The sequence below is a fragment of the Comamonas antarctica genome (genome assembly GCF_013363755.1).
GTDB lineage: Bacteria > Pseudomonadota > Gammaproteobacteria > Burkholderiales > Burkholderiaceae_C > Comamonas > Comamonas antarctica.
In genome coordinates this window covers 2,223,717-2,244,683 of record NZ_CP054840.1, presented here as the reverse complement: position 1 = coordinate 2,244,683, position 20,967 = coordinate 2,223,717, and the positions used below count along the sequence as shown (strand labels likewise).

The following is a 20,967-nucleotide window of genomic DNA, read 5'->3' as shown; positions in this document are numbered from 1 at the left end:
TTGATGCCAGATGGGGCGCATCAGCCACGGTCATAACGGCTGGCGACGAACGGCAGGGCCGTGATTTCCATGGGAACCGGCTTGCCGCGCACCATCGCCTGCAGGCGCGTGCCGGGCGCGGCACTGGCCGGCTCGACATAGGCCTGGGCGATCGGTTGGTCCAGGCTCGGCGACAGCAGGCCGCTGGTGACCCGTCCGACCTGGCGGCCGTCGGCGCCATGCAGCGGCGCGGGCTCGCGCACCGGCACGCGTTCGAGCGCCCGCAGGCCCACGCGCTGGCGCGGGCGCAGCGCCGGATGGGCGATCTGCGCCAGCAGCCGCGCGGCACCCGGAAACCCGCCGGCGCGCAGGCCGTCCGCACGGCGCACCTTGGGCACCGCCCACAGCAGCCCGGCCTCGGCGGGCGTGGTGCTGGCATCGAGTTCGTTGCCATAGAGGCACAGCCCGGCTTCGAGGCGCAGCGCGTTGCGCGCGCCCAGGCCCGCGGGCTCGACCTCGGGATGGTGCAGCAGCGCGCGCGCAAACGCTTCGGCCAGCACCCCGGGCAGCGAGATCTCGAAGCCGTCCTCGCCGGTGTAGCCGCTGCGCGTGATGTAGAGCTCGCTGCCTTCCCAGACAAAGGCCGCGCCGTCCATGAACCGCAGTTGCTGGGCACCGGGCACGAGGCGCTGCAGCACGTCGACGGCCAGCGGCCCCTGCAATGCCAGCAGCGCATGCTCGACGAGCGGCGCGATCGCGCAGCGCTGGCCGATGCGCGCCTGCAGGTGCGCGAGATCGGCATGCTTGCACGCGCCGTTGACGACCAGCAGGAAATCGCCGCTGCGCGCCACCAGCATCAGGTCGTCGAGGATGCCGGCGTCTTCATTGAGCAGCAGGCCGTAGCGCTGGCGGCCTTCGGGCAGCTCCAGCACGTCGATGGGCATCAGCGATTCCAGCGCGGCCGCGGTGTCCGGCCCGACCAGCCGCAACTGGCCCATGTGCGACACATCGAACAGGCTGGCCGCGGAGCGCGTGTGCAGGTGCTCGGCCACCAGCCCGCGCGCAAACTGCACCGGCAGCGCGTAGCCCGCATATTCCACCATGCGCGCGCCCAGCTCCAGGTGCAGCGAATGCAGCGGCGTCTGCAGCCGTTCGCCGGGCGCAGGAGAAAGGAAATGGGGCAGGCTGTTCGCGGTGGTCATGGAGGTCTCCCGGCGTGTGGGCGCTACGACGCCCGGCGCAATGGCGCCCAGCGCAACGGCGCCCGGCGCAATGGCGCCCAGCACAACGGCGCCCGGCGCGCCATATGCAAATTGCGCAAAGCGATAAGGCACAGCCTACACTCGCCGCCAAGATTTGTGAATTTCCGGAGATTCCCCATGCAGCTCACCCTCGGCGACACCCTGGCCTGGCCCGCGCGCTACCTTGCGCGCAAGGAGGCGCTCGTGGCCTGGGAGGGCGGCCGGCGCCGCGCCTGGACCTATGCGCAGCTCGATGCCGAAGTCAACCGCCATGCGCACGGCCTGCTGGCGCTGGGCGTGGGGCGCGGCGACGTGGTCGCCGCCTTTCTCTACAACACGCCGGCCTTTGTGTTCACGCTGCTGGCGGCGGCGCGCATCGGCGCGGTCTTCAATCCGATCAACTACCGGCTCGCGGCGCAGGAGCTCGCATTCATCCTCCAGGATGGCCAGGCGCGCGCGCTGGTGTTCGAGCGCGAGGTGGCCGAGGTCGTGGCCCGCACCCAGGCGCTGCTGGCCGATGGCGGCGCGCGTCCTGCGCACTGGATCTATGCCGACGAGGGCGAAGCCGATGCCACGCCGGCGGGTGCCAGCGCACGCCTGAGCGCGCTGGCGCAAGGGCGGCCCGACCATGCGCCCGAAGTCGCGGTCGATGAAATGGACCCGTGCATCCTGATGTACACCAGCGGCACCACAGGCCGGCCCAAGGGCGTGCTGCATACCCACCGCAGCAAGCTCGCGCACAACGCGCTGATGCACCAGATCATGCAGTTCCGGCGCGAGGACGTGGGCCTGTCGGTGGCGCCGCTCAACCACACGGCCGAACTTCACACGAGCTTTCTGCCGCGGCTGCAGGTCGGCGCGACGCTGGTGCTGCAGCGCCGCTTCGATGCCGACGAAGCCTGGCGCCTGGTCGAGGCCGAGAAAGTCACGTTCTTTTTTGCCGCGCCGACCATGGTCTCGATGCTGCTGCACGCGCCGTCCCTGGCAAACCATGACACGCGCAGCCTGCGCCTGGTCGAGTACGGCGGTGCGTCGATGGCGCCGCACCTGATCCGCGAATGGACGCGCCAGGTCGGCTCGGGGCTGGTGCAGGTGTTCGGCACGACCGAGATGGGGCCCTGCATGTCGGTGCTCTATCCGCACGAGCAGCTGTCGCACGCGGGCTCGGCCGGCCTGCCGTCGCTGAGCCATGACCTGGTCGTCGCGCGCGTGCCGGCCGACGGCAGCCCGAGCGACCCCGCGGCCCCGTGCGCGCAGGGCGAGGTCGGCGAGATCCTGGTGCGCGGCCCCTGCATGATGGCCGGCTACCTGCAGCGCCCCGATGCCAACGCGCGTGCGCTGGCGCATGGCTGGTACCACACCGGCGACATGGGGCATCTCGATGGCGACGGCTATCTCTGGATCCGCGACCGCATGGACTACATGATCAATTCGGGCGCGGAAAACGTCTATCCGCGCGAAGTCGAGGACGCGCTGGTCGAGCATCCGGGCGTGCTCGAGGTGGCCGTGGTCGGCGAGGCCGACGAACGCTGGGGCCAGGTGGTCGTGGCGCATGTGGTGCGCAAGGGTGCGCAAGACCTGGCGGATGCGGCGCTGCTCGATGCCTTCCTGGTCCAGGGCGACCGCCTCGCGGCCTACAAGCGCCCGCGCCGCTACCATTTCGTCGATTCGCTGCCCAAGACCACCAGCGGCAAGATCCAGAAGCATCTGCTGCGCCAGCCCGGCTGAGGTTCACAGGCTGCAATACCCGGATGAGGGGCCCATGCTTTGGCGGCATGGGCCTTTTTTTCGCTGTAATGGCAGCAGACCAGGAGGGAGGAGACCATGCAGCTGCCGGCACGCATCTTTGACCTGCACACGCATTTGTTCAACGCGCGCTACCTGCCGCTTGCCAGCGTGATCGCCCATGCCATGGGCCGCGACTCCAGCCCGCTCGCGCGCCAGGTGGCGCGGCTGCTGCAGGCATTGACCGGGTCGGCCTATGCGCAGGTCCCGGTCGAAGCGGTGTTCTCGCAGGCCGCGGGCGACACGCTGGAGCTCGAATGCCTGGAGCATTTGTGGCGCATGGTCGAGTACGAATTGCTGCTGAGCACGGGCTCGCTCGAAGCCGTGGAGCAGGGCCTGTCGCCCCAGTTCGAGCAATCGCTCGACGCGCCGGTGTTCGACCGTTTGCGCTCCTCGCAATTCCTGGAAATTTTGCTGAGCCTGGAGCGCATCGACTACGCCGGCGAAGGCTGGCCCGGGCCGCGTACGGGCAGTCCCGCGCTGGAGGAGGATGCACCGCACGATGCGGCCGGCGCGCGCAGCTTTGCCGAGTTCCTGGCATGGGCCGAGCGCGTGGTGCGCAAGGCATTGTGGGTCGTGACGCGCCTGATGGACCCGCACGCCTGGGGCGAGGCCAGCAATTACCCGGCTTTCTTTCTCACCCTGCTGCACTCGGAGGAGCAATTGCTGCAAAAGCTCTTTGCCGGTTACGGCGCGGGGCTGCCGCCGCTGCAGGCGGCGCACTATCTGATCGACATGCAGCCGGCGTTCCCGGGTCAGGAGGCGCCGTTCTATCCCTTGCAGCCCGTGCAGGAGGACCGCATGCAGGCGCTGCAGCGCGCGCATCCGGCGCGTATCTTCGGCTTCAGCGCCTTCGACCCGCGGCGCGAGGACTGGCACGCGCGCGCGCTGAACGCGCTGGGCAGGGGGTTTGCGGGCTTCAAGTTCTATCCGGCCATGGGCTTCAAGCCGATCGGCAACGATCCGGCCGTGCAGGCCCGCGTCGACGCGTTCTACGATTTCTGCATCGCGCGCGATCTGCCGGTGTTCGCGCACTGCACGCCCGTGGGCTTCCAGACGCGGCTGCGCCTTGGCGGCTACGCGCATCCGCGCCACTGGCGCGCGGTGCTCGAGCAGCCGCGCTGGCGGGCGCTGCGCCTGTGCCTGGGCCACGGCGGCGGGGCCCGGCTGGACAACGGTGCGCTGCATTCTCCGGGCTGGCTGGCGCGCTCCGACGAGGAATGGCAGCACGAGGACAATTTCGCGCGCATCGCCAGCGAACTCTGCACCACCTATCCCAACGTCTATTGCGAGGTCGGCTACCTCACCGAACTGATGGAGCAGGGCGGGCTGGCACGCTTCGAATCCAACCTGCGGCGCGCGCGTGCCGCCGCGAGCGCCGCGGGCCGGCCCTTCGAACTGCTCGAGCGCATGGCTTATGGCTCGGACTGGCATATGCCCGAGATCGTGACCCGCACGCGCCGCTATCTCGATCTGTTTCTCGACTTGCTCGATCGGCCGGAATACGCGCAATACCGTGAGCAGTTCTTCTGGAAGAACGCCTATCGCTTCCTGCGGCTGCCGATGTAGCACGGCATTGGCGTGCGGGCTGGGGTCGCAGGCCTTGCGAGGCTCAATACGACTCGGCTTTGACCTTCATCTCGCTGTAGGGAACGATGCGCGAGCCCTTGACGACGCGGTAGCCCAGCCAGATCAGCAGGAACAGCGGCAGGCCGATATAGGTGGCCACCACGCCGGCCCAGTCGATGCGGTCTTGCATGAAGGCCTGGTAGTTCTGGCCCAGCGTGATGATCAGGCACAGCACGAAGGCAAAGATCGGGCCGAACGGAAACGCCGCCGCGCGGTAGGGCAGGGCCGCGAGGCTCAGGCCCTGGGCTTCGTAGCCCTTGCGAAAGCAGTAGTGGCTGATGGCAATGCCGAGCCAGGCAATGAAGCCGGTCATGCCCGACAGGTTCAGCAGCCAGATGTAGACCGCCTGCGGGCTGAAGATGTTGGTGAGGAAGCACAGCGCGGCAATGGCCGTCGTGGCCAGCAGGGCCATCAAGGGCACGCCGTTGCGGTTCACGCGCGCGAAGATGCGCGGCGCCATGCGCTGGCAGGCCAGCGTGTAGAGCATGCGCGTCGAGGCATACATGCCGGAGTTGCCGGCCGACAGCACCGAGGTCAGCACCACGGCGTTCATGACGGCCGCGGCCGACAGCAGGCCGGCGCGCTCGAACACCAGCGTGAACGGGCTGACGCTGATGTCGCTGACGTCGTTGCGCAGCAGTTGCGGGTCGTTATAGGGCAGCAGCAGGCTGATGATCAGAATCGCGAACACATAGAACAGCAGGATGCGCCAGAACACCTTGCGCACCGCGCGCGGCACGTTGCGCGCCGGGTCCTCGGATTCACCGGCGGCAATGCCGATCAGCTCGGTACCCTGGAAGGAGAAGCCGACGATCATCGCCACGCCGATCAACGCCGCAAAGCCGCCGGCGAAGGGCGCATCGCCCACGGTCCAGTTGGCGAGGTTGCCCCACAGGCCCTCGGGCGCGCCGCCCTGCAGGATGCCCAGCACCATCAGCAGGCCCAGCCCGATGAACACGATCACCGTGACCACCTTGATGGCCGCAAACCAGTATTCGGCCTCGCCGAAGCCCTTGACCGAGATCGCATTGAGGCCAAACATCAAGGCCAGGAACAAGGCGCTCCACAGCATGCCGTTGACTTCCGGAACCCAATACGCCATGACCAGCTGCGCGGCCACGAGGTCGACGGCAATCGTCACCGCCCAGTTGTACCAGTAGTTCCAGCCCAGCGCGAAGCCGAAGCCCTCATCGACATAGCGCGCGCCGTAGGTCGCAAACGAGCCCGAGACCGGCAGGTGCGCGGCCATTTCGCCCAGGCTGGTCATGAGGAAGTAGACCATCAGGCCGACGACCATATAGGCCAGCAGCGCGCCGCCCGGGCCGGCCTGGGAGATGGTCGCACCCGACGCCACGAACAGGCCGGTGCCGATCGAGCCGCCGATGGCGATCATCGACAGATGGCGCGCCTTGAGGCTGCGGCGCAGGCCGGACTCGGCCCCGAGGCTCGAAGAGGAAGCGTTATCGCTCATTGTTATGTTTCCTGTGTTCCGCTGCGCCTGCCGTCGGGCAGGAACGCAAAAGGCCGCACTGGCGCGGCCCGAAAAGCGGCATTGTGCGCGATTTGCCCCACCCTGGTGCCCAATGGGCACAAGACCCTGAAGGGGCATTAGCAAAACTGTTCTGGCCGGTTGGCTCAGCCCAGCAGCAGCGCGTCGTCGGCGAGCTTTTCGCCGCGCACCTTCTCGAACATCTTGAGCAGGTCGGGGACATCGAGGCGCTTGCGCTCCTCGCCGCTGACGTCCAGCACCACCTGGCCCTGGTGCAGCATGACGGTGCGGTCGCCGACATCGAGCGCCTGGCGCATGCTGTGCGTGACCATCATGGTGGTCAGCTTCGCCTCGTTCACGATGCGCGCCGTGAGCTGCAGCACGAAGTCGGCGGTGCGCGGGTCGAGCGCCGCGGTGTGCTCGTCGAGCAGCAGGATGCGCGAGGGCTGCAGCGCGGCCATCAGCAGGCTCACGGCCTGGCGCTGGCCGCCCGACAGCAGGCCGATGCGGTCGGCGAGGCGCTTTTCCAGGCCCAGGCCCAGCGTGGCCAGCCGCTCGCGAAAGACCTCGCGCATCTCGGTGCGCACGGCGCGCGTGAGCCGGCGCGCGCTGCCGCGGCGCTGGGCCAGCGCCATGTTTTCCTCGATGGTCAGGTCTTCGCAGGTGCCGGCCATCGGGTCCTGGAACACGCGCGCCACGCGTTCGGCGCGCGCCCAGACGGGCAGGGCCGTGACGTCCTGGCCGTCGATGACGATGCTGCCGCCGTCGACGCGCTGGTCGCCCGACACGGCGTTCAGGAAGGTCGACTTGCCCGCGCCATTCGAGCCGATCACGGTCACGAACTGGCCGGCCGGAATCTCCAGCGACAGCCCGCGCAGCGCGCGGGTCTCGATCGGCGTGCCGGGGTTGAAGGTGAGAACGATGTCTTTTGCACTCAGCATGGGAATTTCCGGCTTAGCGTGGCTTGCGCTTGGACAGCTTCTGCTTGAGCTGCGGGATGACAAGGGCCACCGTGACCAGCACGGCGGTGACGAGGTTCAGGTCCTGCGCCTTGAGGCCGATGAAGTCGCTGTTGAGCGCCGCGGCAATGAAGAAGCGGTAGACGATCGCGCCCAGCACCACGGCCAGCGTCGCATACACGATGCGCCGCGAGGGCAGCAGGCTTTCGCCGACGATCACCGCCGCCAGGCCGATGACGATGGTGCCGATGCCCATCGAGATGTCCGAGCCGCCCTGGGTCTGCACGAACAGCGCGCCGCCCAGGCCGACCAGGCCGTTGGAGACCGCCATGCCCAGCAGGATCATGCCGCCGGTGTTCACGCCCTGGGCACGCGCCATGCGCGCGTTCGAGCCGGTGGCACGGATCGCCAGGCCGCGTTCGGTGGAGAAGAACCAGTCCATGGTCAGCTTGGCCAGCAGCACGATCACGGCGAGGATCAGCGGCCGCGCGATGTAGTCAGGCACGCTTTCGGGCTGCAGCAGCGTGAACAGCGTGGGGTCGTTGATCAGCGGCACGTTCGGGCCGCCCATGATGCGCAGGTTGACCGAGTACAGCGCGATCATCATCAGGATCGAGGCCAGCAGGTCCATGATCTTCAGCCGCACATTGAGCCAGCCGGTGAGCATGCCCGCGACCGCACCCGCGGCCGTCGCGGCCAGCGTGGCAAGCCAGGGGTTGGTGCCGGTCGAGATCAGGATCGCGCACACCGCGCCGCCCAGCGGGAAGCTGCCGTCCACGGTGAGGTCGGGAAAGCGCAGCAGGCGAAACGAGATGAAGACGCCCAGCGCCACCAGGCTGAAGATCAGGCCGATCTCGATGGCGCCAAGAAATGAGAAGAGTGACATGGAAGTGCTGGGTAAAAATACAATGGCAGGTCCGTGCACGGTACCTGCCATCTGGAAACCCCACCGGGCACGGGCCCGGTCCGTGGTTTACTGGATTACCTGCGCCGCCGACTTGACCAGCGCATCGGAGAGCTGCACACCTTGCTTTTGCGCCGCGCCCGGGTTCACGAACAGCTCCATCTTGGTGCTGACCTCGGGCTTGATGTCGCCGGGCTTCTCGCCCTTGAGGATGCGCGCCACCATCCGGCCGGTCTGCTCGCCCAGGTCGCGGTAGTTGATGCCATAGGCTGCGACCGCGCCGCGCTTGACGGAGTCGGTGTCCGACGCCACCAGCGGGATCTTCGCGTCCTGGCCGACCTTGACCAGCGCTTCGTAGGCCGACACCACGTTGTTGTCGGTGTTGGTGTAGATCACGTCGACCTTGCCGACCAGGCTGCGCGCGGCGCTGCTGACGTCGACCGAGCGCGGCGCCGCGGCTTCGACCAGGGTCATGCCCAGTGTCGGCAGCAGCTTTTGCAGTTCCTTGACCACGACCACCGAGTTGGCTTCACCCGGGTTGTAGACCATGCCCACGCGCTTGGCGTTGGGTGCGACCTGCTTGACCAGCTGCATCTGCTTGTCGAGCGCCAGCAGGTCGGACACGCCGGTCACGTTGCCCTTGCTCGGCTCCCAGCTCGGGACCAGCTTCGCGGCCACGGGGTCGGTCACGGCCGAGAACACCACCGGCACGGCCTTGGTGGCGGCAATGACCGCCTGGGCCGAGGGCGTGGCGATCGCGACGATGGCGTCGGGCTTGTCGCCGATGAACTTGCGCGCGATCTGCGCGGCGGTGCCGGTGTTGCCCTGCGCGCTTTGGTACTGCCACTTGAGGTTCTTGCCGGTCTCGAAGCCTGCGTCCTTGAGCGCGGCCTGCACGCCGTCACGCACCGAATCGAGGGCCGGATGTTCGACGATGGCCGTCACGGCCACCGATTTCTGCTGGGCATGCACCGGTGCCACCGATGCCAGTGCCAGCGCGACTGCGCCCAGGGGCGCCAAAGACAGGTATTTCATGTTCATCTCCCACCGCGTGGTGAATGGTGTTGTGCTCCGGGCGCAGCGCCCGGGAGCGATTTCAGATCGCTTCTTCAAGTCTAATGCAGCAGCGGGCGCCCACGCGCCAATCGGCGCGTTTCAGGCGCGCCGCCGGCATCGCGGCGCAGGCCTTACATGCCCGAGTAGTTCGGGCCGCCGCCGCCTTCGGGCGTGACCCAGACGATGTTCTGCGTCGGGTCCTTGATGTCGCAGGTCTTGCAGTGCACGCAGTTTTGCGCATTGATCTGCAGGCGCTGGCTGCCTTCGCCCGCCGCTTCATCCGGCACGAACTCATAGACGCCCGCGGGGCAGTAGCGGCTTTCGGGGCCGGCATAGCGCGCCAGATTGACCTTCACTGGCACGCTCGGGTCCTTGAGCGTGAGGTGCGAGGGCTGGTTCTCGGCGTGGTTGGTGTTGCTGATGAACACGCTCGACAGGCGGTCGAAGGTCAGCTTGCCATCGGGCTTGGGGTAGACGATGGGCTGGCACTCCGCGGCGGGCTTGAGGTAGGCGTGGTCGGGTTTGTCGCGGTGCAGCGTCCAGGGGATGTTGCCGCGCAGCACGAACTGCTCGATGCCGTTCATGATCGTCGCCGTGGTCAGGCCCTTCTTGAACCAGGCCTTGAAGTTGCGCGCCTTGTTCAGTTCCTCATGCAGCCAGCTGTTCTCGAACGCCGTGATGTAGGCGCTCAGTTCATCGCCCTGGCGGCCGGCCTGGATCGCGTCGAACGCGGCTTCGGCGGCCAGCATGCCGGTCTTGATCGCGGCATGGCTGCCCTTGATGCGGCTGACGTTGAGGAAACCGGCTTCGCAACCGACCAGCGCGCCGCCCGGGAACACGAACTTGGGCAGCGACAGCAGGCCGCCCGCGGTGATCGCGCGCGCGCCGTAGCCCAGGCGCTTGGCCGGCTGGATGCCCTTGGCCTCGTCGCCTTCGAGGTAGTAGCGGATGTTGGGATGGGTCTTCCAGCGCTGCATTTCCTCGAACGGGCTCAGGTACGGGTTCGAGTAGTCGAGGCCGGTGATGAAGCCCAGCGTGACCTTGTTGTCCTCCATGTGGTACAGGAAGGCGCCGCCATAGGTGTCGGACTTCATGGGCCAGCCCGCGGTGTGCAGCACGAAGCCGGGCTTGTGGCGCGCGGGATCGATCTCCCACAGTTCCTTGACGCCCAGGCCGTAGGTCTGCGGGTCGCGGCCCGCGTCGAGCTGGTAGCGCGCAATCAGCTGGCGGCCCAGGTGGCCGCGCGCGCCTTCGGCAAAGATGGTGTACTTGCCATGCAGTTCCATGCCGAGCTGGAAATCGCCGGTCGGCTCGCCATCCTTGCCCACGCCCATGTTGCCCGTGGCCACGCCCTTGACCGAGCCGTCTTCGTTGTAGAGCACTTCGGCCGCGGGAAAGCCCGGGAAGATCTCGACGCCCAGGCCTTCGGCCTGCTCGGCAAGCCAGCGCACGACGTTGCCCAGGCTCACGATGTAGTTGCCTTCGTTATGGAAGCAGGGCGGCAGCAGGAAGTTGGGCGTGCGCAGCGAGCCCTTCTCGCCGAGGAATACCATGGCGTCCTCGGTCACGGGCTGGTTCAGCGGCGCGCCGAGCTCCTTCCAGTTCGGAATCAGCTCGGTCAGGGCCTTCGGATCCATGATCGCGCCCGAAAGGATGTGGGCACCGGGCTCCGAGCCCTTTTCCAGCACGACGACCGACAGTTCCTGTCCTTTTTCCGCAGCCAGCTGCTTCAGTCGGATGGCGGTGGACAGGCCGCCGGGGCCGCCGCCGACCACCACCACGTCATATTCCATGGCTTCGCGGGGGCCGTACTGGGCCAGGATTTCATCATTTGTCATCGGGCGTCTCTTTTTGCTACAGATGGATAGGCTTCTCACGGGCGCACCTCGGCCGGGCGCGCTCCAGCAGCGGACGATTCTATGCGCAGCGCCTATGGGTTCATGTCACCTTGGAATTTTTCTGCAGGGCTGTCGCCTGTGCGGCGGCGGACGCAAGGCCTGCCTGCGATGCTCCGCCTCTGAACGAAACAGGAACACACGCGATGAAGATTGACATTCCGCAGCACAAAAAACGCGTGCATGAGTTGCGCATGCCGGTACGCTGGGGCGACATGGACGCCATGGGCCATGTGAACAACAGCGTCTATTTTCGCTATATGGAAACCGCTCGCATCGAGTGGATGTGCGCGATCGGATGCCAGCCGGCGCCGCATGGACAGGGGCCGGTCATTGCCAATGCGTTCTGCAATTTCCATCATCAGCTCGAGCATCCCGACCAGTTGCTGCTGACGACCTATGTCAGCGATCCGCGCCGCTGCACCTTTGAGAGCTGGTGCACGATCGAACGCGAGAGCGAACCCGGCGTGGTCTGCGCGGCCGGCGGGGCGACGGTGATCTGGGTCGATGCCGCGCTGCGCAAGGCCTGCCCGCTGCCGGACTGGATGCGCGCGCTGGTGAGCTGACACGCTTGGCGTGGCCTCAGGCCTGGGGCTTGGCCTTGGGCACGTGGCCCATCAGATAGAACTCGGGATTGGGCTGCATGCCCGCGAAGCTGGCCATGCGGTTGGAGAGCCCGAAGAACGCGGTGATGGCGGCGATGTCCCAGATGTCCTCGTCATCGAAGCCATGGGGGTGCAGCGCGGCGAAGTCGGCTTCTTCGAGTTCGTGGCTGCGTTCGCTGACCTTCATCGCGAAGTCCAGCATGGCGCGCTCGCGCGGCGAGATATCGGCCTTGCGGTAGTTGACGGCCAATTGGTCGGCGAGCAGCGGCTTCTTTTCGTAGATGCGCAGGATGGCGCCATGCGCCACCACGCAGTAGAGGCATTGGTTGGCGGCACTGGTGACGGTGACGATCATCTCGCGCTCGCCCTTGGTCAGCGAGCCTTCCTCCTTGAGCATCAGCGCGTCGTGGTAGGCAAAGAACGCGCGCCACTCGGCCGGGCGGCGCGCGAAGCCCAGGAACACATTGGGCACGAAGCCGGCTTTTTCCTGAACTTCGAGGATGCGCGCCTGGATGTCTTCGGGCAGGTCGTTGACGGCGGGAAAGGGATAGCGGGTGGACATGGCAAGGTTCTCCTGGAGGAGGACCAGCATAGTGGGCTGCCGGGCGCTGCGCCATGGGCGCAATCCCCAACTTTCACGCTGGAAAAAGCCCCCGCAGGCGGATGCCGGCCGGGGCTTCATGGGGCGGACGTAGCGGGCTTACTAAGCGGGCTTACTTAGCGGCCTTGAGCGCCTCGATGGCGCGTGCCACGCCCGCGCCATAGGCCGGGTCGGCCTGGGTGCAGTGGGCGATGTGCCGCTGGATGATGTGCTCCGACACGCCGAAGATGTTGCGCGCGGTGTTGTCGAACAGGCGCTGCTGCGCGTCTGGCGTGAGCAGGCGGAACAGGTCGCCGGGCTGGGTGAAATAGTCGCTGTCGTCGGCGCGGAAGTTCCAGCGGTCGGCGGCGCCGTGCAGTGCCAGCGGCGGCTCCTGGTAAGCCGGCTGCTCCTGCCATTCGCCCCTGGTGTTGGGTTCGTAGGCAATGGTCGAGCCGAAGTTGCCGTCGACGCGCATCGCGCCGTCGCGGTGGTAGGAGTGCACCGGGCAGCGCGGCGCGTTGACCGGGATGCTGTGGTGGTTCACGCCCAGGCGGTAGCGCGCGGCGTCGCCGTAGGCAAACAGGCGCGACTGCAGCATGCGGTCGGGCGAGACGCCGATGCCCGGCACCAGGTTGGCGGGCGTGAACGCGGCCTGTTCGACGTCGGCATAGTAGTTGCGCGGGTTGCGGTTGAGTTCCATGATGCCGACCTCGATCAGCGGATAGTCCTTCTTGCTCCAGACCTTGGTCAGGTCGAAGGGGTGGAAGCGGTAGGTGTCGGCTTCGGCCTCGGGCATGACCTGCACGCAGAGCTTCCACTTGGGGAACTCGCCGCGCTCGATCGCGCCGAGCAGGTCGCGCTGCGAGCTTTCGCGGTCGGTGGCCACCACGGCGGCCGCTTCGGCGTCGGTGAGGTTCTCGATGCCCTGCTGGCAGACGAAGTGGAACTTCACATAGAAGCGCTCGTTCTGCGCGTTGTAGAAGCTGTAGGTATGCGAGCCGAAGCCATGCATGTGGCGGTAGCCGCGCGGAATGCCGCGGTCGCTCATGACGATGGTGATCTGGTGCAGGGCTTCGGGCAGGCCGGTCCAGAAGTCCCAGTTGTTCTCGGCCGAGCGCATGTTGGTGAAAGGATCGCGCTTGACGGCCTTGTTCAGGTCGGGGAACTTGAGCGGGTCGCGGAAGAAGAACACCGGCGTGTTGTTGCCGACCACATCCCAGTTGCCTTCCTCGGTATAGAACTTGAGCGCGAAGCCGCGGATGTCGCGCTCGGCATCGGCCGCGCCGCGTTCGCCGGCTACCGTGGAGAAGCGCGCGAACATCTCGGTTTTCTTGCCGATTTCCGAAAAGATGCGGGCCTTGGTGAAGCGCGTGATGTCGCCGGTCACGGTGAACGTGCCGAACGCGCCCGAACCCTTGGCGTGCATGCGGCGCTCGGGAATGACTTCGCGGTTGAAATGCGCGAGCTTCTCGAGGTGCCAGATGTCCTGCAGCAGCATGGGGCCGCGCGGGCCGGCGGTCATCGAGTCCTGGTTGTTGGCAACGGGCGCGCCGGCAACGGTGGTGAGCTTGTTCATGAGGGTCCTCTTGAGTTGTTTTGCTATCCGATGAGGTTCATTATTAGTGCTTAACTATGGTTTTGCGTGCAGTTGCCGATTGGATGTATTCAAGTCCGTCATAGGAATTTTTTTTCCGCTCGCGAGCGCGCCGCGCCTAGTTGAGGGTGAGCCTGCGCACCAGGTCGGCGGCCGTCGCCGCGCCGTATTTGCGCATCAGCCGCGCGCGGTAGATCTCCACGGTGCGGTGGCTGATGCCCAGCGCCTTGCCCATTTCCTTGGAGGTCAGGCCTTCGAGCAGGCGCGCGGCGACCTCGCGCTCGCGGCCCGTGAGGCCGGCCTTGACCGGACGCTGCGCGCTCAGGTCCTCGAAGCTCCAGACGCCGGCCGCATGCGGGCTGCCGCGCTCGAGCGTGCGGCCCGACACATGGCACCAGAAGGCCTCGCCATTGGCGCGCTGCATGATGCGGCTGTCGGAATACAGGCCCGTGGCGCTGAGGATGGGCGCCATGCGCAGCCCCAGGCGTTCATATTCCTCGACCGATGGATAGAGGATCTGGAACGACTGGCCGACCAGCAGTTCGCGCGAGGCGCCGAACATGCTGCACAGCTGCTGGTTGCAATCGGTCATGATGCGGTTGCGCGAGATTGCCAGGCCCACGGGCGCCATCTCGAAAGCCAGCCGGTAATCCTCGGTCATAGTGCAAGTCTTTACGAAAAACTACGTACTTGGTTACGTAGTATCTTAGCGGCTACCCCTTCTCAGGAGACAAGAGTGAAAAAGCTTTATCCATCCGCGGCCCAGGCGCTCGATGGCGTGGTGGCCGACGGCCAGACGCTGGCCGTCGGCGGTTTCGGCCTGTGCGGTATTCCCGAGGCGCTGATCGACGCGCTGCGCGATAGCGGCAAACAGCATCTGACGGTGATCTCCAACAATGCCGGGGTCGACGGTTTCGGCCTGGGCAAGCTGCTGGAGACGCGGCAGATCAAGAAGATGATTTCGTCCTATGTCGGCGAAAACAAGGAGTTCGAGCGCCAATACCTGGCCGGCGAACTCGAGCTGGAATTCACGCCCCAGGGCACGCTGGCCGAGAAGCTGCGCGCGGGCGGAGCGGGTATCCCGGCGTTCTTCACCAAGACCGGCGTCGGCACGCTGGTGGCCGAAGGCAAGGAATTGCGCGAGTTCGATGGCGAGACCTATGTGATGGAGCGCTCGCTGGTGCCCGACGTGGCGCTGGTCAAGGCGCACCGCGCCGACAAGAGCGGCAACCTGCAGTTCCGCCTCACGGCGCGCAACTTCAACCCCGCCGCGGCCACGGCCGGCAAGGTCTGCATCGTCGAGGTCGAGGAGGTGGTCGAGGTCGGTGCGATCGCGCCCGACGACATCCACCTGCCCGGCATCTACGTGCACCGCATCGTGCACAACCCGAACCCCGAAAAGCGCATCGAGAAGCGCACCATCACCGCAAAGCAAGGAGCCTGAGCATGGCGTGGACCCAAGACCAGATGGCTGCGCGCGCGGCGCAGGAACTCGAAGACGGCTTCTATGTGAACCTGGGCATCGGCATTCCGACGCTGGTGGCCAACCACACCGGCGACAAGGAAGTCTGGCTGCAGTCGGAGAACGGCATGCTGGGCATCGGCGCGTTTCCCACCGAGGACCAGGTCGATGCCGACCTGATCAACGCCGGTAAGCAGACCGTGACCACGATCCCCGGCTCGGCAATCTTCGGCAGCGACCAGTCGTTCGCGATGATCCGCGGCGGCAAGATCAACCTGTCGATCCTGGGCGCGATGCAGGTCAGCGAGAAGGGCGACCTGGCCAACTGGATGATTCCGGGCAAGATGGTCAAGGGCATGGGCGGCGCCATGGACCTGGTCGCGGGCGTCAAGCGCGTGATCGTGCTGATGGAGCATGTGGCGAAGAAGAAGGACGGCACGACCGACCTGAAGATCCTGCCGCAGTGCACGCTGCCGCTGACCGGCGTCGGCGTGGTCGACCGCATCATCACCGACCTGGGCGTGTTCGATGTCACGCCCGAGGGCCTCAAGCTCGTCGAACTGGCCGAGGGCGTGGCGTTCGAGCAGGTCCAGGAGCAGACCGGCGTGACCTTGTTGCGCTGATTACAGCTTACATGCAGGATAGCGGCCCGCAAGGGCCGTTTTCTTTGCTTCGCGCGTTCCCGGTGGGCAAGACCCCGGCAACGCCGTACATTTAGGGCCTGTTTCAAAACCATCGAACGCATGTCAACAAGTGCTCTCCCCGACCTGGACCTGGATGCGGTGCCGGAAGATCTGCGCGACAGCGTGCATTTCCTGCGGGCGGTCACGCAACTGGCGGAAAAAGACAACGTCATCACGCACAGCCCGATCTTCACCGACCGGGGCATCAAGCTGGTCGAGAGCGGCGCGCGCATCGACAGCCGGCTTTACGACCGGCTGGTGCAGGCGCCGCTGCGCGAGGCCATCGACCACCACCTGATGGTGGACAACATGGTCTGCATCCAGTCCATCGAGGCCGAGGTGATGGTGCAGTGCGAGACCCAGGGCCTGGTGAAGCGCCTGGTCGAAGCGCTGGGCGGAGCGGGGCGCCTGCTGGCGCCGCTGCGCTTCATGCCGCTGCCGATGCCGATTGCCTTCAAGCTGACGCTGATGCGCGAGCAGCGGCCCGAGCTCTATGCGCACAGCCTGCAGATGATGCTGGTCGCGCTGTATCTCGCCATCGAGGCCGGCTGGAGCGAGCGCGATTGCGTGCCGCTGGGCGCGGCCGGGCTGCTGCACGACATCGGCATGCTCTACATGCCGCCGGCCTGGACCGACCCCGCGCACAAGCTCACGCTCGAGGAGCGCAAGCAGCTCGTGGCGCATACCGTGACGGCGATGTGGGTGCTGCGCGAGCAGCAGGCCTATCCGCCCGCGGTGCAGATGGCGGTGCTCGAACACCATGAATGCATGGATGGCAGCGGCTACCCGCGCGGGCTGCAGCGTGAACAGATCTCGCCCATGGGGCAGATGCTGATCCTGGCCGAGGTGGTTTCGGCCTTCTATGAGAAATACGCCGATCTGGCCGGTCCGCGCCTGTCGCTGATGCTGCGCATGAACCACCGGCGCTATCCCCCCGATCTGGTCGAGAAGATCCTGCCGCTGCTGGCGGTCGACGTCGACGCCAGCCTGGAGATCGGTCCGCTGACCGCCGAGGTGCAGGCCATGGGCACGCTGCTGGGGCACAACTTTGCGAGCTGGCAGCAACTGCGCGCGCAAATGCCCGCGGCGGCGGCCAGCGCCGCAGCAGTGCCGGCCCTCGCGCCGGCGCGCGCGCCAGGCGCCAAGGCCGCGCCGCGGCCGGTCGAGCGTGCCATGGTGTGGCTGGATGGGCGACTCAAGGCGCTGGAGAAGGAACTCGCGCAGGCCGGCTCGCATCCCAAGCAGCTCGCCGACCTGCTGGGCTATCTGCACGGCGACGTGCAGGGCATGGCCGAGCTGGCGCTGCTGCACCGCGAAGCGGTATGGCAGCTCGAAGCCATTGCCCACGGCTGCCTGCGGCGCTGGCCGCAATTGCTCGAGCGCGCCGGGCCGATGGAGCAGGCGGTAGCCGGCTGGTGCCAGGCCTGCAGCACGGCGTCCGATGCGCGTGCCGACGCGCCCGCGGCCGCCAGCGCGGCGGTACAGGACGCCTGAGCGTCGCCGTTCACTTGGCGCGCGCCGGCTTGTTGGCGCCCTTGGGCCCGGCCTGCACCTGGGCCCGGCCCGCGGCCAGCAGCGCGCCGCAGTTGGCGTCGTCCTCGGCCGCGGGCACGGTGATCGGCACCAGCGCCAGCGCCACGGGCGCCACGGCCGCGGCCGCGACGGCCGCGCCGGCGCGCAGCGCCAGCGGTCCGACCTGCGGTCCGACCTTGGGCTGGGAGAAGGGCCCGCGCACATAAAGCGGTGTGCGCAGCGAGAAGAACTTCCACTTCAGCGATTCAGGCTTGATGTTGATGTCAAGCAGTTCCTGCGCCAGGTCGATGGTGCCGGTGGCTTCGACATTGGCTTCAGGCGTCGCCAGCTTGCCCACGCGGATCCGGGCCACGCCCTTGTTGACGGCGAAATCGGCCACCGCGCACTGCAGCTGCACCTCGCGCTCATTGCCGAACAGCTTGGCCACCACGATCGAGCCCACGTTCAGCGCGGCCAGGTCCAGCAGTTGCGCGCTCAGTGTGCCGTTGCGCACGTAGACCTTGAATTCACCGGTGCTGGTGCCCAGCAGCTTCGCCACCGAGTTGCCCTGGGCGCTGAGCGCCAGCGCGCCGTCCATCTGGCCCAGGCTCTTTTGCATCAATTCGACCTTGGGGAACAGCGCCGAGAGCTTGAGGCCGGCGACGGTGCCGCGGATCTCTCCTTGCAGCGGCTTCTTGTTGCTGTCGAGGGAGACCACCGTATCGAACTTGCCCTGGGCGATGCCGAAACGCAGCGGATCGAGGCGCAGCACGCCGTTCTTCAGGGTGGCGTGGGTGCTCAGCGCATCGATGGGCAGCTTGTCCGAGCTCACGATGTGCTTGCCGTCGAATTTCAGGTCGAGGTCCATCGCGTTCCAGCGGCCGATGTCAAAGGTGTCCTGGGGCAGGATCTTGCCGCCCGTGGCCTTGGCGCGCTCGGCCTTGGCTTCGGACGTGCCCAGCACCGGCACCAGGTCGGCCAGGCGCAGCTGGTCGGAGCGCATGTTGCCTTCGAGGCGCGGCCGGGGTTTGGCCGAGGTGTAGGTCAGGTTGCCGTGCAGGTCGCTGCGGCCGACCTTGCCATGGAACTCCTGGTACTTCCAGACGGCTTTTTGCGGTTCGAGGCTGCCCGTGAGGTGGCCGCGGGTCTCGAAGGGCGGGGTGTTGGGCAGCACCAGGCCGGTGAGCGGATAGAGGTCGGCCATGCTGGCCGCCTTGAGCGTGACGTCGAAATCCAGGCCCGACAGCTTGACGGGGTTGGCCAGGATGCCTTCCGCCGTGGCGCCGACGCTGCCGGCGCGCGCCGAGAACTGCAGCGGATAGTCGACCTCCTGCGCGCGCAGGCTCAGCACCGGGCCCGCGCGGCCCTCGCCCGTGACGTCGGCCTTGCCGTAGCGTCCGGTGAGCGCAAATCCGAGGCCGTAGGGGGAATCGGCCGGCGCGTTGTCGATCGAGGCCAGACGGGCGCGCACCGCGAGGTCGATGGTGCCGTCGAGGTAGCCGAGCCAGCCTTGCCGGATGCGCAGTTCGCCGACGTCGAACTGCCAGGGCTTGGCGCTGGGCTCGCGGCGCTCGAATTGCCAGTTGACCTTGCCATCCTTGTAGCGCGCAAACACGACGTCCGGCTCGTCGAGCACCAGGGTATCGATCTGCAGTTGGCGCCACAGCAGCGGCCACAGCCGCAGCGTGGCACTGGCGTGCGCAATGCTGGCCATAGTGGCTGGGTCGCGCGCGGCGCTGCTTGCGTCGTCTGTCACGAGCGCGGTGCCGCCGGCCTTGGCTTCGGGCGCCTTGGCTTCGGGCGCCTTGGCATCGGCCTTGGCTGCGGGCGACTGGCCCTCGCCCTGCGGCGCGGGTTTGCCCAGCGCCTTGCGCGCGGGCAACACCGGCAGGCCGGCCACCGCACGTTCAGGCGCTTCGGGAATGGCGAAATCGGCCGGGTTGCCCAGCTCCAGCTGCTCGGCATGCACGGTCACGCCAGGCACCCAGCGGCGCCATCCGGTATCGAGCTGACTCGGCCAGTGCCATTCGGCGCTGAGCGGACCGTCGATCGCAAAGCTGCGGCCCGTGGCCTCGCTGACCTTCTGCTCGATCCAGGGCTTGGCGCGGTTCAGGTCGTAGTAAATGATGAACAGGATCACCGCGACGAGCAGCGCGAGCAGCACGGCAACGACAGCACCGACCCAGCGCAGCACACGGCGGCGGCGCGGTCTGGGCGTGGCGGGTGGCGCTGCGGCCGGCGTGTCGGAAGCGGGGCGGGCGGCAGGGATCTCGGAGGTGTTTTGCTCTGTCATGAAGTGTGGTGGGTGCATCCTGGCGTGGCCGGACCGAGGGAGCCGGGCCGGGCGCGGGCAACCGCATGCAAGCATCCTAGCCCTGCCAAACCAAGGATCAAGGGCTGCGCACGGGCTTGCGCCATTCGCTTACAACGAAGCAAGGCGGGGTCGCGCAGCTTGCCGCGGCGCGGCCGACGGCGCCGGTAGAATTTCCCCGCCATGCACAATTCGCACGATCCCAAGGTCCTTCCCATGCGCGATGGAGTCAGCCCGAGCTGCGTCGTCATGCCCACGCAGGGGGCGGGCAGCATGCTGGACTTTCTTGCGCAGCGCCTGCCCGCCGTGGCGCGCGCCGAATGGCAGGCACGGATGGAGGCAGGCGAGGTGGTCGATGAGCATGGCGTGCCGGCCACGCCGGGCAGGGCGCTGGTGCCTGGACTGCGCCTTTACTATTACCGCGCGCTGGTGCATGAGGAGCCGCTGCCCTTCGAGGCTCAGGTCTTGTACCGCGATGCCCATCTGCTGGTGGCCGACAAGCCGCATTTCCTGCCCGTGGTGCCGGCCGGGCGCTTCCTGCAGAACAGCCTGCTGGTGCGTCTCAAGCGCAGCCTGGACCTGCCGGAGCTGTCGCCAATCCACCGTATCGACCGCGAGACCGCGGGGTTGGTGCTTTTCTCGGTGCAAAGGGCTACGCGTGGCTGTTACCAGGCGCTGTTTCGCGACCGCGCCGTGGACAAGCGCTACGAGGCGGTTGCTCCCTGGCGCGAGGAACCGGTATTTCCACGCGAACATGCGAGCCGCATGGAGGAAAGCGGGCATTTCTTTCGCATGCACGAAGTGCCGGGCGAGCCCAACAGTTTCACGCGCATGGAATTGTTGCAGCGCGAGGGCGCGTGGGCGCGCTATGCGCTCGCACCCGTGACTGGAAAGCGCCACCAGTTGCGTGTGCATATGGCCGCATTGGGCCTGCCGCTGCACGGCGATACCCTTTATCCCGAAGTCAACGATGCGCCGCCCGGCGATTATTCGCGGCCCCTGCAGTTGCTGGCGCGTTCTGTGGCATTCAATGATCCGTTGACCCACGCACCACGCTTTTTTGTAAGCCGCCTGCAATTGCGCGAACTCGGCAAAATTCGTTGAGTGTGGTGGCGCCACTCCGGGCGGAAATGCCTCGGCACGCGTTCCACGCCGAGGTCAAATTGAATGTCAACTTATATTTTGACTTACCGTAATGGTTTTTAGGCAGGCGCCGCGCAGCTTGCCCATTGCCTTGGTGGTAATCCCGAAGCGCAGATGGTCTTTCTTGTAGGTGGATG

Annotated in this window: 17 protein-coding genes; 7 read left to right on the top strand and 10 right to left on the bottom strand. The window is 66.8% G+C overall.

Annotated features, from left to right (window positions below; genetic code table 11):
• Positions 1 to 20: 20 nt before the first annotated feature.
• A complete protein-coding gene (gcvT, locus tag HUK68_RS10555; RefSeq protein ID WP_175504100.1) occupies positions 21 to 1,181 on the bottom strand; it encodes a glycine cleavage system aminomethyltransferase GcvT in 1,161 nt (386 codons plus the stop codon).
• 177 nt (positions 1,182 to 1,358) lie between these two features.
• Here gcvT and HUK68_RS10550 point away from each other — a divergent pair, with 177 nt between their 5' ends.
• Both HUK68_RS10550 and HUK68_RS10545 read left to right on the top strand, forming a co-directional pair.
• The gene (locus HUK68_RS10550; protein ID WP_175504099.1) at positions 1,359 to 2,948 is read left to right on the top strand and encodes a long-chain-fatty-acid--CoA ligase; all 1,590 of its coding nucleotides are present in this window, start codon (positions 1,359 to 1,361) and stop codon (positions 2,946 to 2,948) included.
• Positions 2,949 to 3,044: 96 nt separating this feature from the next.
• The gene (locus HUK68_RS10545; RefSeq protein WP_175504098.1) at positions 3,045 to 4,574 is read left to right on the top strand and encodes an amidohydrolase family protein; all 1,530 of its coding nucleotides are present in this window, start codon (positions 3,045 to 3,047) and stop codon (positions 4,572 to 4,574) included.
• 43 nt (positions 4,575 to 4,617) lie between these two features.
• On the opposite strand, the gene HUK68_RS10540 is transcribed toward HUK68_RS10545, so the two are convergent.
• The 5 genes from HUK68_RS10540 to HUK68_RS10520 form a co-directional block, all read right to left on the bottom strand.
• Entirely contained in the window at positions 4,618 to 6,105 is a 1,488-nt protein-coding gene (locus HUK68_RS10540; RefSeq protein WP_175504097.1) for an amino acid permease, read from the bottom strand.
• A 164-nt stretch (positions 6,106 to 6,269) separates the two neighbouring features.
• Positions 6,270 to 7,064 (bottom strand): ABC transporter ATP-binding protein, encoded by a 795-nt coding sequence (locus HUK68_RS10535; RefSeq protein ID WP_175504096.1) that lies wholly within the window; start codon positions 7,062 to 7,064, stop codon positions 6,270 to 6,272.
• Positions 7,065 to 7,077: 13 nt separating this feature from the next.
• Positions 7,078 to 7,968, bottom strand: coding sequence for an ABC transporter permease (locus HUK68_RS10530; protein WP_175504095.1), 891 nt, complete (start codon positions 7,966 to 7,968; stop codon positions 7,078 to 7,080).
• A gap of 87 nt (positions 7,969 to 8,055) precedes the next feature.
• Positions 8,056 to 9,021, bottom strand: coding sequence for an ABC transporter substrate-binding protein (locus HUK68_RS10525; protein WP_175504094.1), 966 nt, complete (start codon positions 9,019 to 9,021; stop codon positions 8,056 to 8,058).
• Between the two features lie 152 nt (positions 9,022 to 9,173).
• The gene (locus tag HUK68_RS10520) at positions 9,174 to 10,880 is read right to left on the bottom strand and encodes an electron transfer flavoprotein-ubiquinone oxidoreductase (protein WP_175504093.1); all 1,707 of its coding nucleotides are present in this window, start codon (positions 10,878 to 10,880) and stop codon (positions 9,174 to 9,176) included.
• 203 nt (positions 10,881 to 11,083) lie between these two features.
• Here HUK68_RS10520 and HUK68_RS10515 point away from each other — a divergent pair, with 203 nt between their 5' ends.
• Positions 11,084 to 11,503, top strand: a complete 420-nt coding sequence (locus HUK68_RS10515; RefSeq protein ID WP_175504092.1) for an acyl-CoA thioesterase — start codon at positions 11,084 to 11,086, stop codon at positions 11,501 to 11,503.
• Positions 11,504 to 11,519: 16 nt separating this feature from the next.
• Here the strand turns inward: HUK68_RS10515 and HUK68_RS10510 are convergent, their stop codons facing one another.
• From HUK68_RS10510 to HUK68_RS10500, 3 genes are all read right to left on the bottom strand, one after another.
• On the bottom strand, positions 11,520 to 12,104 hold the full coding sequence (locus tag HUK68_RS10510; protein ID WP_175504091.1) for a peroxidase-related enzyme: 585 nt from the start codon (positions 12,102 to 12,104) through the stop codon (positions 11,520 to 11,522).
• 151 nt (positions 12,105 to 12,255) lie between these two features.
• Positions 12,256 to 13,701 (bottom strand): catalase, encoded by a 1,446-nt coding sequence (locus tag HUK68_RS10505; RefSeq protein WP_175504090.1) that lies wholly within the window; start codon positions 13,699 to 13,701, stop codon positions 12,256 to 12,258.
• 136 nt (positions 13,702 to 13,837) lie between these two features.
• Positions 13,838 to 14,380, bottom strand: a complete 543-nt coding sequence (locus tag HUK68_RS10500) for a LuxR C-terminal-related transcriptional regulator (RefSeq protein WP_175504089.1) — start codon at positions 14,378 to 14,380, stop codon at positions 13,838 to 13,840.
• 75 nt (positions 14,381 to 14,455) lie between these two features.
• Here HUK68_RS10500 and HUK68_RS10495 point away from each other — a divergent pair, with 75 nt between their 5' ends.
• The 3 genes from HUK68_RS10495 to HUK68_RS10485 all read left to right on the top strand — a co-directional run bounded on the left by HUK68_RS10495 (position 14,456) and on the right by HUK68_RS10485 (position 17,358).
• The gene (locus tag HUK68_RS10495) at positions 14,456 to 15,163 is read left to right on the top strand and encodes a CoA transferase subunit A (protein WP_175504088.1); all 708 of its coding nucleotides are present in this window, start codon (positions 14,456 to 14,458) and stop codon (positions 15,161 to 15,163) included.
• A gap of 2 nt (positions 15,164 to 15,165) precedes the next feature.
• Positions 15,166 to 15,804, top strand: a complete 639-nt coding sequence (locus HUK68_RS10490; protein ID WP_175504087.1) for a 3-oxoacid CoA-transferase subunit B — start codon at positions 15,166 to 15,168, stop codon at positions 15,802 to 15,804.
• 120 nt (positions 15,805 to 15,924) lie between these two features.
• The gene (locus HUK68_RS10485) at positions 15,925 to 17,358 is read left to right on the top strand and encodes an HD-GYP domain-containing protein (protein WP_175504086.1); all 1,434 of its coding nucleotides are present in this window, start codon (positions 15,925 to 15,927) and stop codon (positions 17,356 to 17,358) included.
• Between the two features lie 10 nt (positions 17,359 to 17,368).
• Here the strand turns inward: HUK68_RS10485 and HUK68_RS10480 are convergent, their stop codons facing one another.
• Positions 17,369 to 19,669: an AsmA family protein gene (locus HUK68_RS10480; protein ID WP_175504085.1), complete on the bottom strand. Its 2,301-nt coding sequence runs from the start codon at positions 19,667 to 19,669 to the stop codon at positions 17,369 to 17,371.
• A gap of 201 nt (positions 19,670 to 19,870) precedes the next feature.
• Between HUK68_RS10480 and HUK68_RS10475 the strand changes: the two genes are divergently transcribed.
• Entirely contained in the window at positions 19,871 to 20,791 is a 921-nt protein-coding gene (locus HUK68_RS10475; RefSeq protein WP_175504084.1) for a pseudouridine synthase, read from the top strand.
• Positions 20,792 to 20,967: the final 176 nt, after the last annotated feature.

Coding starts and splice junctions, on each gene's coding strand:
- gcvT (WP_175504100.1), bottom strand. CDS start 1,181: ATGACCACCGCGAACAGCCTGCCCCATTTCCTTTCTCCTGCGCCCGGC.
- HUK68_RS10550 (WP_175504099.1), top strand. CDS start 1,359: ATGCAGCTCACCCTCGGCGACACCCTGGCCTGGCCCGCGCGCTACCTT.
- HUK68_RS10545 (WP_175504098.1), top strand. CDS start 3,045: ATGCAGCTGCCGGCACGCATCTTTGACCTGCACACGCATTTGTTCAAC.
- HUK68_RS10540 (WP_175504097.1), bottom strand. CDS start 6,105: ATGAGCGATAACGCTTCCTCTTCGAGCCTCGGGGCCGAGTCCGGCCTG.
- HUK68_RS10535 (WP_175504096.1), bottom strand. CDS start 7,064: ATGCTGAGTGCAAAAGACATCGTTCTCACCTTCAACCCCGGCACGCCG.
- HUK68_RS10530 (WP_175504095.1), bottom strand. CDS start 7,968: ATGTCACTCTTCTCATTTCTTGGCGCCATCGAGATCGGCCTGATCTTC.
- HUK68_RS10525 (WP_175504094.1), bottom strand. CDS start 9,021: ATGAAATACCTGTCTTTGGCGCCCCTGGGCGCAGTCGCGCTGGCACTG.
- HUK68_RS10520 (WP_175504093.1), bottom strand. CDS start 10,880: ATGACAAATGATGAAATCCTGGCCCAGTACGGCCCCCGCGAAGCCATG.
- HUK68_RS10515 (WP_175504092.1), top strand. CDS start 11,084: ATGAAGATTGACATTCCGCAGCACAAAAAACGCGTGCATGAGTTGCGC.
- HUK68_RS10510 (WP_175504091.1), bottom strand. CDS start 12,104: ATGTCCACCCGCTATCCCTTTCCCGCCGTCAACGACCTGCCCGAAGAC.
- HUK68_RS10505 (WP_175504090.1), bottom strand. CDS start 13,701: ATGAACAAGCTCACCACCGTTGCCGGCGCGCCCGTTGCCAACAACCAG.
- HUK68_RS10500 (WP_175504089.1), bottom strand. CDS start 14,380: ATGACCGAGGATTACCGGCTGGCTTTCGAGATGGCGCCCGTGGGCCTG.
- HUK68_RS10490 (WP_175504087.1), top strand. CDS start 15,166: ATGGCGTGGACCCAAGACCAGATGGCTGCGCGCGCGGCGCAGGAACTC.
- HUK68_RS10485 (WP_175504086.1), top strand. CDS start 15,925: ATGTCAACAAGTGCTCTCCCCGACCTGGACCTGGATGCGGTGCCGGAA.
- HUK68_RS10480 (WP_175504085.1), bottom strand. CDS start 19,669: ATGACAGAGCAAAACACCTCCGAGATCCCTGCCGCCCGCCCCGCTTCC.
- HUK68_RS10475 (WP_175504084.1), top strand. CDS start 19,871: ATGCACAATTCGCACGATCCCAAGGTCCTTCCCATGCGCGATGGAGTC.